14 protein-coding genes and 1 pseudogene are annotated in these 14,261 nt (G+C 63.1%); 12 read left to right on the top strand and 3 right to left on the bottom strand.

Features of this window, described 5'->3' with window-relative positions:
- Positions 1-147 precede the first annotated feature (147 nt).
- The 6 genes and pseudogenes from AB4136_RS29525 to AB4136_RS29500 all read left to right on the top strand — a co-directional run.
- Positions 148-591, top strand: a pseudogene (locus AB4136_RS29525) (sensor histidine kinase); the annotation flags it as partial.
- Positions 592-698: 107 nt separating this feature from the next.
- A complete protein-coding gene (locus AB4136_RS29520; protein ID WP_137901612.1) occupies positions 699-1,283 on the top strand; it encodes a hypothetical protein in 585 nt (194 codons plus the stop codon).
- A gap of 1 nt (position 1,284) precedes the next feature.
- Positions 1,285-1,947 (top strand): ABC transporter ATP-binding protein, encoded by a 663-nt coding sequence (locus AB4136_RS29515; RefSeq protein WP_137901613.1) that lies wholly within the window; start codon positions 1,285-1,287, stop codon positions 1,945-1,947.
- Positions 1,940-2,620, top strand: a complete 681-nt coding sequence (locus AB4136_RS29510) for an ABC transporter ATP-binding protein (RefSeq protein ID WP_137901614.1) — start codon at positions 1,940-1,942, stop codon at positions 2,618-2,620. The genes AB4136_RS29515 and AB4136_RS29510 overlap by 8 nt, the downstream gene beginning before the upstream one ends.
- Entirely contained in the window at positions 2,620-5,271 is a 2,652-nt protein-coding gene (locus AB4136_RS29505; protein ID WP_171021015.1) for an ABC transporter permease, read from the top strand. Before AB4136_RS29510 ends, AB4136_RS29505 begins: the two co-directional genes overlap by 1 nt.
- Positions 5,272-5,525: 254 nt before the next feature.
- Positions 5,526-5,780 carry a DUF1344 domain-containing protein gene (locus AB4136_RS29500; RefSeq protein WP_171021016.1) on the top strand — a complete coding sequence of 85 codons (255 nt, stop codon included), beginning with the start codon at positions 5,526-5,528 and terminating at the stop codon, positions 5,778-5,780.
- Positions 5,781-6,101: 321 nt separating this feature from the next.
- On the opposite strand, the gene AB4136_RS29495 is transcribed toward AB4136_RS29500, so the two are convergent.
- From AB4136_RS29495 to AB4136_RS29485, 3 genes are all read right to left on the bottom strand, one after another.
- Positions 6,102-6,380 carry a YciI family protein gene (locus AB4136_RS29495; RefSeq protein ID WP_137901617.1) on the bottom strand — a complete coding sequence of 93 codons (279 nt, stop codon included), beginning with the start codon at positions 6,378-6,380 and terminating at the stop codon, positions 6,102-6,104.
- A 115-nt stretch (positions 6,381-6,495) separates the two neighbouring features.
- Positions 6,496-7,467 (bottom strand): quinone oxidoreductase family protein, encoded by a 972-nt coding sequence (locus tag AB4136_RS29490; protein ID WP_137901618.1) that lies wholly within the window; start codon positions 7,465-7,467, stop codon positions 6,496-6,498.
- Positions 7,468-7,542: 75 nt separating this feature from the next.
- Positions 7,543-8,631: a questin oxidase family protein gene (locus tag AB4136_RS29485; protein WP_137901619.1), complete on the bottom strand. Its 1,089-nt coding sequence runs from the start codon at positions 8,629-8,631 to the stop codon at positions 7,543-7,545.
- Between the two features lie 71 nt (positions 8,632-8,702).
- On the opposite strand from AB4136_RS29485, the gene AB4136_RS29480 reads away from it, so the two are divergent.
- The 6 genes from AB4136_RS29480 (at position 8,703) to AB4136_RS29455 (ending at position 14,252) form a co-directional block, all read left to right on the top strand.
- Positions 8,703-9,389 (top strand): TetR/AcrR family transcriptional regulator, encoded by a 687-nt coding sequence (locus AB4136_RS29480; RefSeq protein WP_171021017.1) that lies wholly within the window; start codon positions 8,703-8,705, stop codon positions 9,387-9,389.
- Positions 9,390-9,592: 203 nt separating this feature from the next.
- Positions 9,593-10,879, top strand: a complete 1,287-nt coding sequence (locus AB4136_RS29475) for a diaminopropionate ammonia-lyase (RefSeq protein WP_137901621.1) — start codon at positions 9,593-9,595, stop codon at positions 10,877-10,879.
- 289 nt (positions 10,880-11,168) lie between these two features.
- A complete protein-coding gene (locus AB4136_RS29470) occupies positions 11,169-12,686 on the top strand; it encodes a WD40 repeat domain-containing protein (RefSeq protein ID WP_171021018.1) in 1,518 nt (505 codons plus the stop codon).
- Positions 12,667-13,026: a hypothetical protein gene (locus AB4136_RS29465; RefSeq protein WP_137901623.1), complete on the top strand. Its 360-nt coding sequence runs from the start codon at positions 12,667-12,669 to the stop codon at positions 13,024-13,026. Before AB4136_RS29470 ends, AB4136_RS29465 begins: the two co-directional genes overlap by 20 nt.
- Positions 13,027-13,189: 163 nt before the next feature.
- Positions 13,190-13,591: a hypothetical protein gene (locus tag AB4136_RS29460; RefSeq protein ID WP_137901624.1), complete on the top strand. Its 402-nt coding sequence runs from the start codon at positions 13,190-13,192 to the stop codon at positions 13,589-13,591.
- Between the two features lie 247 nt (positions 13,592-13,838).
- Complete coding sequence (locus AB4136_RS29455) at positions 13,839-14,252, top strand: hypothetical protein (protein ID WP_171021019.1); 414 nt, start codon at positions 13,839-13,841, stop codon at positions 14,250-14,252.
- Positions 14,253-14,261 lie beyond the last annotated feature (9 nt).

Below are 14,261 nucleotides of genomic sequence, written 5' to 3'. Positions count from 1 at the left end.
GAAAGGTCGGCTGAAACCCCAACAAAAAACGCCGGCGCCGCAAGCGGGAAACTCTGGTCGGGCTACGCCCTCCCGACGTTCCCCGCTTGCGGCGCCAAGTGGCCGACTTTTACGCCGCCCCGTGGCCGGTTTTTGCTCCGCCGTTGACAGGTGGTGGAGACCATTGCCGAGATCTACGGCGGCGTGGCTGAGGAAGACGGCAAGTCGCTTTCGGCGAAGCTCGACGGCTCCCGCGGCACTATCCACGGCGACAGGGAACTGTTGACGCAGATGTTCGCCAACCTGGTGGAAAATGCGTTGCGCCATTGCCCTGCGGGGACGGCGATCGAACTCTCGATAGCCGAACGGAATGACCGGGTCATCGCTGCCGTCCGCGACAACGGCCCCGGCATCCCGGCCGACGAGCGTGAAAAGGTCTTCAGGCGCCTCTATCGGTTGGACAAGAGTCGCTCGACGCCCGGCAGCGGCCTGGGACTGAGTCTGGCGCGAGCCATTGCCGATCTGCACGGGGCGTCGATCGCGCTGGAGGACTGCCGGCCGGGTCTTGCTGTCATCATCAGCTTTCCGCTGGCCAAGCCGGCGTCGGCATAGGGCTACGCTCTGCCAAATCTTACCAAACTGTATGATCGGGACGAACTGGACGTAATCTCGATGCGCCATGGTGAATGCATTGCGTTCAATCGGAAGGGCTGCATCCCATGGCAAGGAAATTTCGCGGACTGAACGAAGCCGCGCCGTTCGCACTCGCTCTCTGCCTGGCCTTGACGGGCGCCGCCGTGCCGACGCTGGCGGCGGAGAAGCCGGTCGCGGCCGAGAAAAACCGGCCGGGCGACATTCCCGACACGCAGGTGTTCATCGACTATTCGGCGCCGCAGGGGTTTGCCTTGAAGGTGCCCGAAGGCTGGGCCCGCACCGACAGGGCGGATGGCGCGAGCTTCGTCGACAAGCTCGATGGCGTCGTCGTCACCGTCTCGAAGGCGGACGCCGCGCCGACCGCCGCCACCGCCAAGGCGACATATGTTCCGGAACTCGAAAAGACCGAACGCGCCGTCAAGGTCACCGCGGTCAAATCGGCGAACCTTCCCGCCGGAAAGGCGGTTCGAATCGTCTACACGTCCAATTCCGAACCCAATGCCGTGACCAGCCGGCAGGTTCGCCTTGAGAACGAACGCTACCTCTTCTTCAAGGACGGCAAGCTGGTCACGCTGGAGCTTTATGCGCCCAAGGGCGCGGACAATGTCGACCAGTGGCAACTGATGTCGAAATCGTTCCGGTGGAAGTGAGATGCACGCGCTGGATGCGCACGAGCTCTATCGGTTCTTTCACATCGGGGACGACGAGACGGCCGCGCTTCGCGGCGTCAGCCTGCATGTGTCGCCAGGCGAGATCGTCGCCGTGACCGGACCGTCGGGCAGCGGCAAATCCACGCTGCTGGCCTGCGTCACGGGATTGGACGAGCCTGACGGCGGCCATGTCGAAGTGGCCGGCGCAAGGCTCACCCGTCGCTCGCAGGCATGTCGGGCGCGCCTGCGCGCCGCCAATTTCGGCATCCTGCTGCAATCCGGAAACCTGTTTCCGCACCTCAGCGTGGAACAGAACGTCCGGTTCCAGATGCTGCTGGCAGGCAAGCCGGATGAAAATCGGATCGCCCCTTTGCTGGACAGCGTCGGCCTGGCACATCGCGCCAGAGCGTTTCCTACGGAGCTTTCCGGCGGTGAAACGGCCCGCGCCGGCCTGGCCGCCGCGCTGGCCTGCGATCCGCCAATCCTGGTCGCCGACGAGCCGACCGCCGAAGTCGATCGCGATACCGAGGCTGGGCTGATCGCGCACTTCGAGGCAAGGCGCGCGGCGGGGTTGTCGACGTTTATCGCAACCCACAGCAGGGCGCTGGCGCAGCGCGCCGACCGCATCGTCAGGCTGAAGGACGGCAGGATCGAAAATGAATGAAACGCTTGTTGTGGCCAGCCGGATCGGCCGCGATTTCCCGGACGGAAACGCCGGGCGCATCGCAGTGCTCCGTGACGTCGACTGTACCGTGGCCTCCGGCGCCCGCATCGCCTTGGTCGGTCCGTCTGGCAGCGGCAAGACCACGCTGCTGCACCTCTTGGGCGGGCTCGACCGGCCGACCACCGGAAAAATCGAATGGCCCGGCCTCGGGCCGTTCGAAGATCTGAGGCCGCGCCGGATCGGCATGGTCTTCCAGTCGCCTAGCCTTTTCCCGGCGTTGACGGCGATCCAGAATGTCGGCCTGCCAATGGTGCTGGCCGGCGCGAGCGATTCCGCGGAGCAAGCCGGTGGCCTTCTGCTGGAAGCGTTCGGCCTTGCCGAACTGGCCGACAAACTGCCCGAGGAACTGTCCGGCGGACAGGCGCAGCGCATCGCCATGGCAAGGGCGCTCGCCATCGGGCCGAAGCTCGTTCTTGCCGACGAACCGACCGGGCAACTTGACGGAAACACCGCCCAGCTTTTCTTCGATGCCATATTGGAGCACCTGGAGGGGACCGGCATCGCCCTGCTCGTGGCGACCCATGACGAGGCCATCGCCGCCCGGATGGCGACACGCTGGACGATGGACCACGGCCGCCTGAATTCAGGGTCGCGCCAGAATGGGGCGAGGTGATGCTGCTTTTGTGGATTCGCGGTGTCCTGAGTCGCCGCTCCTTGCGCGTCGCGGGGGCGGCTGCGGGCATTGCCGTGGCGGTAGCGCTGCTCGTGACGATGACGCTTTTCCTCGTCAATGCCAGCGCATCGATGACGAGGCGCGCTGCTTCCGCGGTGCCGATCGACTGGCAGATCCAGCTGGTGCCGGGAGCTGATGCGGATGCGATCCGCGGGCGACTCGCCGAGGTCGCGAAGATCAAGGCCGTTCACCGGGTGCGCTACGCGGACATCACCGGCTTCCAGGCCCATACCGGCGGCACGACGCAGACCACCGGGCCGGGACAGGTCATCGCCTTCGACGATAGCTATTCGACCGACTTTCCGGCCGAGATCCGATTGCTGTCCGGCAGCCGGCAAGGCGTCCTCATCGCGCAGCAAACGGCTGCCAATCTTCATGTCGGACCGGGCGACACGGTCACGATTGCGCGGATCGGGGTTCCCGCCGTCGACGTGACGGTTGACGGCGTAGTCGATTTGCCCGATGCCGACTCGCTGTTCCAGGCTGTCGGCCTGCCTCCACAGGCGGCGCCGCAGGCCCCGCCGGACAACGTGCTGGTCCTGCCGGCAGCGGAATGGCACCGCCTGTTCGATGCCCAACAGCAACAGCGTCCCGACACCACGCGCCTGCAGCTGCATGTGCGGCTGGCGCATGACCTGCTGCCGTCCAATCCTGTTTCCGCTTTCACCTTTGTCAGCGGCATGGACAGGAATTTCGAGGCCAAGGTTGCGGGACAGGCCCTGGTTGCGGATAATCTCGGATCCCGCCTTGGCGCGGTCCGCGAGGATGCGCTCTATGCCTCGGTGCTGTTCCTGTTCCTCGGCTTGCCCGGCGTGGCTCTGGCGATAGCTTTGACCTTCGCGATTACCACCTCGGGCGCAGCGCGTCGGCGCATCGAACAGGCGCTGCTGCGCGTGCGCGGCGCCACCACGCGACAAATCCTGTCCCTGTCCGCTGCCGAGGCCGCCGTCGCCGCGGTCGGCGGCGGCGCGTTGGGGACGGTGGCGGCCCTGTTGTTCGGCTTCGCCGTTCCAGGTCTTGGCACGACCGTTACAATCGGCGATCCAAAGCTGATGCTTGTCGTACTGATGGGGCTGCTCCTAGGCTTCGCAGCTTTCCTGCCGCCCATGTGGTGGGACCTGCGCCGCTCCGACCCCGGCGTGGCCCGCCGCTCGGTCGAGCGCGCCAAGACGCCGCTCTGGCGGCGCCTGTGGCTGGACCTGCTGTTGCTTGCCGCCGCCGGGCTCTTCTTCTGGCTGTCGGCCAGCACCGGATACCAGGTCGTGGTTGCCCCGGAAGGCGTCGCCGCGACGTCGGTGGACTACAAGGCATTCATCGCGCCGGCGCTGTTCTGGCTTGGGGCTGCGCTGCTGACCATGCGCATCTCGGCCAATGTCGTCGCGCGCAACGGCCGGCTTCTGCGCGCGATCGTGACGCCCGCCGCCGGCCCGCTGGCAGTGGTTGTCTCGGCTGCGCTGTCAAGGCAGTCGCGGCGCCTGACTTTCGGCATCGCCATGACCGCGCTGGCGATTTCCTTCGCCTCGTCGACGGCGATCTTCAATGCCACCTACAACGCACAGGCGCGGGTCGATGCCGAACTGACGAATGGGGCCGACGTCACCGTGTTCGGCACATCCGACAGGCCGGCCGGAGCACGGCTGGCGTCGCTGGCGGCGCTGCCGGAAACCGCTTTCGCCGAGCCCATGCAGCATCGCTTCGCCTATGTCGGGACCGACCTTCAGGATCTCTATGGCATCGATCCCGCCCGCCTCGGTCGCGCGACCGGCTTGTCCGACGCCTATTTCAGCGGCGGCGATGCCGGCACGATCCTGGCAAGGCTCGCCGCCACGCCGAACGGCGTTCTGGTGTCGGAGGAGACGGTGCAGGACTTCCAGCTCCAGCAGGGCGATACGATCAACCTGCGGCTCCTCGATGCGAGGGACCATCAGTACCATGCCGTTCCCTTCAAGTTCATCGGCGTGGCGCGTGAATTCCCAACCGCGCCGAAGGACTCTTTCCTGGTCGCCAATGCCGCCTATGTCGCCAGCATGACCGGCACCGATGCAGCCGAATATGTCCTGATGCGGGCCAAGGGAGACCCGGCTGTTCTGGCGCTGCAGGCAAAGGCCGCGCTCACTGCCGTTCCGTCCTTGAAAGTCACGGACATCGGACAGGCCACCCATCTCATCGGCTCAAGCCTCACCGCAGTGGACCTTGGCGGGCTGACGACGATCGAACTCGCATTTTCCGTCGTCATGGCCGCAGCGGCTGCCGGATTGATGCTGGCCCTGGGTTTCATCGAGCGCCGCCGGACCTTCGCGGTCCTCGGCGCAATCGGCGCCAAGCCTCGCCAACTGGCGGCCTTCCTGTGGGGCGAGGGCACGCTGGTGATCGTCGGAGGGTTCGTTTTCGGTCTCTTGTCAGGTGTCGTCACGGCGTGGATGCTGGTCAAGCTCCTGACGGGCGTGTTCGATCCGCCGCCCGAGGCGCTGTCGATCCCCTGGGCTTATCTTGGCGTCGTGCTCTGTCTCGTGGCCGTTTCCGTGATCGCCGCCATCATGTTTTCCAAGCCGGCTGCCGGCCATGAGGCCGAATACCTGCGAGACTTCTGACGTTTCGACCGATTGTTTCCGCTATGCCGGAAGCCACCCACGGGCGTGGTGGTTGGCTCTCCGCGCGTCGCACCCTGGCCGGCATTACCAATTTGTATGCTTACGGCAAGGCGGTCGAGAATCCGCCCCTATACGATCGGCCATGCCTTCCAATCGGGAGGGTTACAACTGCCGGCCCGACCGGCTTGCCAGCGTCGCCACAGGCAGGAAGCACATGGCGGCATCTCGCAACGCAATTAAACAGGAACATGAAGATGAAGAAGTCAGCCATCGTTCTCGCCGCCGCTGTCGCACTCGCCTCGTCCGGCGCCGCTTTCGCCAAGACGGTCACCAGCACGGTTAAGACCGTCGACAAGAGCGGCGATTCGATTACGCTGTCAGACGGCAGAAAGTTCACGCTTCCCGAGGGCATCGAAGCCGAAACCGTCAAGGTCGGCGAAAAGGTCACGGTGACCTATTCGGTTAAATCCGGCAAGCTGAAAGTGGACAGCATTCGCCCGGCGAACTGACTGCGGGCCACACAAAGCCGCTCCCCTGAAAGGGCATCTGGGAGCAGCTTTCGTCGCACTCGGTCATGTTAGTTGAAGGCCTCGATGAAGTAGGCGCGGCAACAGCCGACGGCGAATTGGAACCCGGCACTTGCATGCTGAGCACTGGCCGATGGCAGCTATGTCATGGCCGATTGCTGGAACCTGCCTGACCGGAAGCGGCCCCTTTGTCGCCGAAGCTCGACGTCAGATTTATCAGCATGGAGCTCCAGCACTGATGCTCTGACTCGATGCCTCAGTGTAGGTTGGAAAAGTTTTCTCCGAAGGAGCGAACTCGTACCTTTAGCCGTTGAGCCGATGAGCGAGCATTGAGGGAATGAACTCCGTAACGGTATATCGGGCGAGGCCCATCTGCTGAAACGGGTCCTGACGCAGTATCGCATCGAGCTTTCCGCGATTCTCCGCAATGGCGATGATGATCCCTCCGGTCCTGGGGGCTTTCCTGCCGGAGGCGATGAATGCCCCCGAGGCATAGTTCCGCTTGAGGAATTCGACATGATCGGGGATGACGGAGTCAACGCGGTCGAGCGAAACGACGTAATGCAGATCGACGACGAACATGCTGTGGCCATCTAGAACAGCGGGCATTTGTGGAATCCTTCTCTGAGTTGACGGGGGACGGAATCGTAAGTTTGGCTCGCCGCCAAGGCAGCGGTCAGGCATGCGGGCCTTGCCTTCATGGGATGAGGATCGGGCTTCCTGTAGTCAGCCCGGCTTCGAGGTCGGCATGCGCCCGTGCCGCCTCGTCCAACGCATAGGTTACCCCAACAGTGCTTGCGATGCCCTGCCGCATTGCCGCCACGACGGCTTCCGCAGCGGCGCGATAGCGTTTCATATCGGCCGAGTAGGCCATGAAGCTCGGACGGGCCAGCGAAAGCGAACGGCGCGGGCCGATCTCCTCGACGTTGAGCGGTGGAATGGGGCCGCCCGCCTGGCCGATGCTGGCGACGGTGCCGAACGGCCGCACGCAGGCCAGTGTCTTCAACAGCATGTCGCCGCCTATGCCGTCATAGGCGACGTCGACGCCAAGGCCGTCCGTCAGTTTCCCGACCTCGCCGACAATATCGGCATCGCGACCGACGACGACATGGTCTACGCCGGCCGTGCGGGCGAGAGCCGCCTTGTGCGGCGAACCGACCGTTCCGATCACCGTGGCACCAAGGTGCTTGGCCCAGCGCACCAGCAACCCGCCGGTCCCGCCGGCGGCGGCATGAACGAGGATCGTCGTTCCAGGCCCGACCGGATAGGTCCGGGTCAGCAGCATATGGGCGGTGACGCCGCGCAACATGGAGGCCGCGGCCAGTTGCGAGGAGATGTCGTCGCCGATGCGGATGGCGCGCGCTTCGGGCAGGAAGCGCGTTGAGGCATACGCGCCGACGGGCGCGCCGGCATAGGCGACCCGGTCGCCGGGCGAGAGCCTTGTCACGCCCGGACCGACCGCTTCGACCACGCCGGCGCCTTCAACGCCGAGCGTGGCCGGCAGCGGCAACGGGTAGAGGCCGGTCCGGTGGTAGATGTCGATGAAGCTGACGCCGATGGCGTCATGGCGGATGCGTATCTGGCCGGGACCGGGCTCGGCCGGCGCGTCCGCAGATACCGTCAATCGATCGACGCCGCCGAAGCCCGTGATCTGAACTTTCTTCTCCATTTGTCTTCTCCAGTTTGCGATGGCGGGAATTCCCGGTCGACAGGCTGAAAGTGCAACGCGTTTTCGATTTGAGAATCAGCCTGCCGCCAGCCGGGTTCTGATGCCGGCGTCGACAAGTTGCTGGGGCTCCCAGTCTCTTGCCTCGACAACGCGATGGACCCAGTCGGCAGCCGCAGCGCGAAAGACCGGGGACGGATACTGCCGCTCAAGACGCCGGCACGCTTCGGCAAACTTGATCGCATGATCGTCCCCGCTCTCGACCGACAAGTCGATGATCGTCTTCCATGTTTCAGCAGTCGTCGGCAGCGGATCGGCGGATAAGCCTCGACTGTAGGCGGATGCCCAGGCCGCCAGGGCCTGCCAGCTATAAGCGAATGCGATGCCGGCGAGCTTTGACGACCCGTTGGCGACGATCAGCTGAATGGCGGCAGGACCGGTCACCGTGTGAAGGAGGACAAGGGGATGACGGCCGGCGTCGTGCAGATAAAGGCGCGCACCGATCTCGGCCAATTCGCTCAGGGCGACCGAAACGTTGGATGGTGGCGCGAGGCGAGCCACCGCAGCGGTGAAATCGGGCCGCTCGTTCAAGCGCTTGACGACACGGGGCGGCGGGCCGCTGCGGTCGGAACTGGTCTCCAATATAGGAAGCTGCCGCGTCGCCTCCTCCAGGGCAAGGACACCATCCAGCCGCGGCTCACCGCCGACTAGCCTGTAGCGGGCCGCGCAGTAGGCCAGCGCTTTCGCCAGTTCATCGAGCCTCGCCGGCGTGACCGCGTTGGCCAGCGCGCGGCTGGCATGGCCGCACCGGATGATGCCGTGCGTGCCAGATGCCATGCTGCCAGGAATGAGGCGAGGCAACCAGGTTTCGAGCACGTCGGTCCAGGATGCACTCTGGAGCTCCCGCCGAAACAGGTTCTGCCACGCGCCCAGGCGGGTGTAGTCGCCAAGAGCCGCCTCCCACTCGCCGTCAAGCACGACACTTGTCCGCGGGTCGTCGGCAAGCTGTGGCCGAAAGTTTTCGATCCATGGCAGGATTGCGTCGTCATGGCCCAGCACGGTCAGTGCCTCGATCACCATCGGCGCGTGATTGGGAGCGCCGTTTCTCAGTTCGGGCCCGGTGTTTCTCAATGCTGCGAGTGCCTGGTCGTGGAGTTCGTAGGCCATGGCCGGCCTCCTTTCGATGGGTTGACGGGCAATCAGTTAGTATGTACAAACTCACTTATCAAGAGGTTGTCATGGCAAGCGCACTCAAGGCCGCCGAGAGGTTCCCGGCAGAATCGCGAAAGCAGCAGATCGTCGAGACGGTGCTGGAACTCGTTGCCACTCACGGCACGGAGGCGGTCAGCTTCCAGCTCATCGCCGACCGGATCGGTGTCACGCAGCCTGCCGTGTTCCGTCACTTTCCGACCAAGGAAGCCCTGTGGCTGGCGGTGATGGATTGGCTGGAACAGCATCTCGTCGGCATCTATATGTTGGCCGACGAAGCAGACGAGGCAGCGCTGGTCGTGCTCGGCGGCATGTTTCTCCAGCATATCCGGCTGATCGAACGCTATCCCGCGCTTGCCAAGCTTGTGTTCTCCGATCACCTCAGGCTCCAGTTTCCGAGTCTCCAGGTGCGCTTCGGAACCATCCACAAAGGCTACATGGCACGTCTCTCTGCCGTCCTCGAGCGCGCCAAGTCCGATGGCTCTGTGTCGGAAACCGTCGATCCGAAAGATGCAGCAACAATGTTCCTGAGCCTTGTGCAGGGTTTGGGATTCCAGTTTGCGATTGCCCGTGTCCAAGGTGGAGTTCAGCGCGAAGCGGAAAGATTGCTTGCGCTCTATCTTCGTGGACTCGTGTCCGGGCAAGCAGTCGCTGATCGAATAGGGGGCACGATCGAAGCCTCCAAGAGGGGCTTAGTGAGAATGGATCGGATATAGGGGGAAAGCGGCTCGCATCTGCCACGGCCGGCATGGTGCGCCGTTAGTGGCCTCAGTTATGCAAAGCTACAGCGGCCGACGCACGGAATTCATCTATCAGGTCCGCCGGCACCATAGAGACGGCGAGCAGGATCCCGAGCGGGCGATCTGGGATCATCAAGCCATAGTGCCGCATGCGTTCACCTCCTTATCGAAAGAATCCGATGAAACTGGCCTACGCACATCACGCAAACGCCTACCACCTGACCTCGCATGCCGAAGAGGCGGCCAGACCAGCGATCGAAAATCTCCAGGGCTGGGACGAGGCTGTCAGCGAAATCCACACCTGGCCGGAGTATGAACCCCAGCCGCTACGTACGCTCGATGCAGCTGCCGTCCGCATTGGCGTAGGCAAGGTCTACTACAAGGACGAGAGCGAGCGGTTCGGGCGCGGCATCGCGAGCTTCAAGGCCCTCGGCGCACCCTACGCGGTGGCGCGGCTTCTGATCGACGAAGTTGAAGGTGCCACGGGCAAGCGTCCAACGACGGAGGAGCTGCGGTCCGGCGAGTTTCGCTCGATCACCGAGCGCGTCACGGTCTGCGTCGCGACGGACGGGAACCAGGGGCGTGGGCTCGCCTATGGCGCCAAGGTCTTCGGCTGCCGATGCGTGGATTACATTCATGGGCACGTCAGCGCCGGCCGAAAGGAGGCAATGGAGCGGCTAGGCGCGATCGTTATTCGGATCGACGGCGAGTATGAGGCTTCCGTCGCCCGCGCGAAGGAAGATGCCCGGATCAACGGCTGGCATTTCGTCAGCAGCACGTCGTGGGACAATTTCAAATCTCCGATCGCTCGCCACGTTATGAACGCTTATATGGTCATGGTCGAGGAAGCGCTGGACCAGATTCCGGACCTCCGGAGTATCACTCATGTGTTCATGCAGGGCGGCGTTGGGAGCATCGCGGCTGCAGTGTTTCTAGGCTTCCAGCAAAGGCTGAAGTTTGCCTTGCCGCGCTTTGTCGTGATTGAGCCCAACGAGGCGGACTGCCTGCTCCAGAGCGCCAAAAACAACCGTCCCACGCCCTCCAAAGGCTCGCTCAAGACTCTCATGGCGGGGCTGGCCTGCCGCGAGGTGTCTCCCGCGGCCTGGGCGATCCTCGAATGGCTTGGGAGCGACTATCTTCGAATTCCGGACTTCTGGGTCGAGGACGCCATGAATGCGCTTGCGCGCGGCGACGGCGATATTCCCGTTGTCAGTGGGGAATCCGCGGCCGGCGGCATGGGCGTGCTGCTGAAAGCGGCGTCAGACGACTTGCTGAGAACGACGCTCTCTCTCAATGGCGACAGCCAGATCGTCTTGTTTGGTTGTGAAGGAGCAACCGATCCGACGATCTACGAGCGCATCGTCGGATCGAGCCCAGATGCTGTGTTCGCTCGGCAGAGGCAATTTCGTGACCAAACTTCAACACACAGATTTCAAGCAGGGACGCGCGCGTTCTTGATCCGGTAATCCCACGCAGCGAGGACCGCTACGGCCGTCGTTCCACCATCGTCACCAGCCAGTTCCGGTTTCGACTTGGCACAAGGTGATCGGCAGCTCGACCTATGCCGACGCATCCTGGATTGGCTCGTGCATAACGCCCATCTCGCGACTTCGATACCATCGACGATGGATGCCAGATCGTGCCCGGCACCACTATCGAATGATAGTGTCGGACGCCGATCCTGCCCGCTATCCTGCGGTTCAGGGCTGATATCGCGATCGACCCCATATGGACCGCGTGCGGCGGGAGGTTGGCTTGGCGACGTTCCTGAAACGAATAGCGATCCTGCTGGAGTTCTGGCTGGTCACGATCTCGATGACCGGCGTAGCATTCGCCGGCGAACTCTACGCATCGCGCGTATTCAGCGTGGATGAAGCTGTCTACGCCGTTCGCTTCAGCCCGGCCGGGGACCGTGTTGCGCTCGCCACCGATGCCGGGACGATGATCTTCGACACGGCGGACGGCAAGCAGGTGGCCGAATTGAAGGGCAGGGCGTCCTCCGTCGCCTGGAGCCCGGACGGCTCAATGCTCATGGTGATGGCCGAGGAAGCGTTGCGCTTCTGGAGTACCGCCGATTATTCAAAGGAAGTCGCGGCGATACCGCTTGATGCGCAGACGCTCATCATCGGTCTTCCTCGCGAGCCTTTCAGCGCGGACGGCAAGTCAATCGTCATGCTCAGGCAAGATGACACGGCGGCGGTCTGGCAGATCGAAGGTCCGCGAGAGGTTGCCATATTGGACGGCCATTCGGCCCCGCCAACAGACGCCAGCTTCAGTCCTGACGGCGGGCGTGTCGCCACCGCCGCGAAGGACAAGACCGTGGTTGTCTGGGACGCCGCCACCGGCCAGAAGATCGCAAGGTTGGAAGGCCATGAGAAAGCCGTTGACCAGGTCGGCTTCAGCCCGGACGGAACGCGCATCCTGACCATCGGGCGGGACCAGACCGTGCGGGTCTGGAATGCAGTAAACGGGAACGGCATCGCGACGCTGCAGCACCAGGCCGATGTGGAGACGGCAGCGTTCGACCGCAAAGGCAAGAGCATCGTGACCGGAGCCGACGACGGCATTGCGCGCGTGTTCGACGCAGCCAGTGGCGCGGAGATCGCCACCTTGCAGGAAGAGGGCGTTGAAAAAGTACTATCTGCCGCCTTCAGCCCGGACGGTGCCCGCATCGTCACAGGCTCGTCCGACGACTATGTCCGTATCTGGGATGCGGCTTCCGGAGAGTTGATCGTCAAGCTCAACAGCCTGTCCGAAGGCTATGGCGCCGGGTTCACCGACGATCAGAGGATCGTGGCGCGGCCGCACGGGGCGATGGGTGTTATCTATACGTTGCAGCAGAAGCAGGATACCGTTCAACTGGCGGACGGAATGGCCGGCATGTGGGCCTTCGGACCGCCCGATGACGGCGACGCCACTCCCGATGTCATGCACCTAATCTGCTCGACCAGTCCCTATATCATCCACCTCGACGGGCTCATCGAATATCTTGCTGGCGGCGAAGACGAACTGCTTCAACCCCGCCAGTTCATGCGCTGCAAGGCCGACCTGACATGCGACGTGTTCGAGGGGGCGGCGCATTCGCTGGCGGTCGATCCTTCGGACAGGGCGACGTTCAAACTAACCAACGGCAAGGTCACCATGTGCACCGCCAGCGACCCCGGCAACTGCCAGACCCTTCGCAAATGCACGAAGCTGGAATGGGACGACGCGGCACGCGCCAGCGGTCATGCCGAGCAATGGGAGAAGCTGTTTGCGGCCTCTGCCAACTGAAATACGCAAGCTGATCGGGTTTGTTGTCGCAATCGCGATTGCCGCCTATGCGATACACGGTGTCATCGCCGATGACCTGGTCATGCCTTACCGCGTGGGGCCTTGGCGCCTCAAGAATTTTGAGAACCTTCATCTACGCGGCATATGGGCAATTGGAGGCTCGGCCTGCCTCCTGCTCGGTGCTGTTGGCTTCGCCATTCTGGCTTACGGGGTCATCGGCACGAAACCTGGCGCGGATCCCAAAGCGAGATTCTACAGAAATCTGGCCACCCCATTGATCTTGATCGGCGCAGTGTTCTTCCTCGGAATATCATGGTTCGCCGGGCCGGTCGCCCGATGAGGATCGTCACGTCCCGGCCGAAAAGGTCCCCGCGCATAGTTGCTCCGCTGCCATCCGATAGCGGCGTGGCCAGCGCGTTCGATCATCATTGCGAACGGAATCACGCGCTACGAGGGCGTTCAGGGTGCTGAATTCATGGCCATCGATGGTTGCGGCCGCTTGCATGGCCATGGTCGTCGATGCCTCCCCCGCACGCGCCGAAAAATGCCCTGCTGGAGACGAGCCGATCTTCAGCGAGAATTTGCAGGCTGTATCCGATTGCCTGGCCGCACATGCACTGCATGAGGAATGCGCCTGGGGTTCGAGCGGAGACGCCGAGTTGGCGGAAACGGTCATCGCCAAGTGCGAGACGGCCTTTCTGGACCGTCTGCGACGCGCCCAGCTCAGTCTTTACCGCCACCGTGGCGAGCGATGCGACACCGCCTATGACCAGCAACACTCGATCGGGATGTTCCAGGCAGAAATGTGCCGCGAAAACCTCGCGGTCCTTTATTTCCAGGCCTTCTCGCGAGGTTGGAGCCCGAAGTCGCCGCGTTGGCCAGGGCCTTCCCCAGCCGAGGAATAGTGCTCTCGGCATGCGTTGCATATTCGTAGCAATCTTGCTTTCCGATGAGTCCGCGGAAAGCGAAGTGCTGAGCGCCATAGCGTAACGTAGTGATCGTCACTCGCTGTGGCCCGGCATCGCAGCGACGACGGGATTGCCGCCCGCCACTACCATTCGATAGTGGTGCAGCCGCTGCGCTACGTCATTATCGTGGAGTCTTGCCCCAGCTCCGAGGGAGCCAAACCTCGTCTCCCAGGGAAACGCTACAATGAACATCCTGGTCCGAATTGTTCTCGCCACCATTCTCCTGAGCCCGGCGGCTCCTCTCGCTCATGCAGCGAAAAAGGCGGCCGCAACGCATGCAATACAGACAGAGTTTGACGGATTCATCGCGAAGTTTCGAGCAGCCCTGAAAGCCAACGATTCATCAACCATCGCAGGCATGACCAAGCTGCCCTTCATGGAGGATAAGACATATTCTGATGCTGCCCAATTCCGTGCGAAAGCCTATCCGGAGTTCTTTACCAAGAAAAATCGAGCCTGCATCCTGCGCGAAAAAGCCGTCTATGATCGTGATGAGGAGAACAACGACAATTACCATATCTCCTGTTACGAAAACATCTTCACCTTCACCAGCACACCGGCGGGGTTTCAGTTCACGGACGTTAGCGTGAACGATTGATCTGGCCGC

Source organism: Mesorhizobium sp. 2RAF21 (genome assembly GCF_052115345.1).
Lineage (GTDB): Bacteria > Pseudomonadota > Alphaproteobacteria > Rhizobiales > Rhizobiaceae > Mesorhizobium > Mesorhizobium terrae.
This window is presented reverse-complemented; position numbering and strand designations above follow the sequence as displayed.

Excerpts from the sequence above, each read along its gene's own strand:
- AB4136_RS29520 (WP_137901612.1), top strand. The coding sequence starts at position 699 with ATGGCAAGGAAATTTCGCGGACTGAACGAAGCCGCGCCGTTCGCACTC.
- AB4136_RS29515 (WP_137901613.1), top strand. The coding sequence starts at position 1,285 with ATGCACGCGCTGGATGCGCACGAGCTCTATCGGTTCTTTCACATCGGG.
- AB4136_RS29510 (WP_137901614.1), top strand. The coding sequence starts at position 1,940 with ATGAATGAAACGCTTGTTGTGGCCAGCCGGATCGGCCGCGATTTCCCG.
- AB4136_RS29505 (WP_171021015.1), top strand. The coding sequence starts at position 2,620 with ATGCTGCTTTTGTGGATTCGCGGTGTCCTGAGTCGCCGCTCCTTGCGC.
- AB4136_RS29500 (WP_171021016.1), top strand. The coding sequence starts at position 5,526 with ATGAAGAAGTCAGCCATCGTTCTCGCCGCCGCTGTCGCACTCGCCTCG.
- AB4136_RS29495 (WP_137901617.1), bottom strand. The coding sequence starts at position 6,380 with ATGTTCGTCGTCGATCTGCATTACGTCGTTTCGCTCGACCGCGTTGAC.
- AB4136_RS29490 (WP_137901618.1), bottom strand. The coding sequence starts at position 7,467 with ATGGAGAAGAAAGTTCAGATCACGGGCTTCGGCGGCGTCGATCGATTG.
- AB4136_RS29485 (WP_137901619.1), bottom strand. The coding sequence starts at position 8,631 with ATGGCCTACGAACTCCACGACCAGGCACTCGCAGCATTGAGAAACACC.
- AB4136_RS29480 (WP_171021017.1), top strand. The coding sequence starts at position 8,703 with ATGGCAAGCGCACTCAAGGCCGCCGAGAGGTTCCCGGCAGAATCGCGA.
- AB4136_RS29475 (WP_137901621.1), top strand. The coding sequence starts at position 9,593 with ATGAAACTGGCCTACGCACATCACGCAAACGCCTACCACCTGACCTCG.
- AB4136_RS29460 (WP_137901624.1), top strand. The coding sequence starts at position 13,190 with ATGGCCATGGTCGTCGATGCCTCCCCCGCACGCGCCGAAAAATGCCCT.
- AB4136_RS29455 (WP_171021019.1), top strand. The coding sequence starts at position 13,839 with ATGAACATCCTGGTCCGAATTGTTCTCGCCACCATTCTCCTGAGCCCG.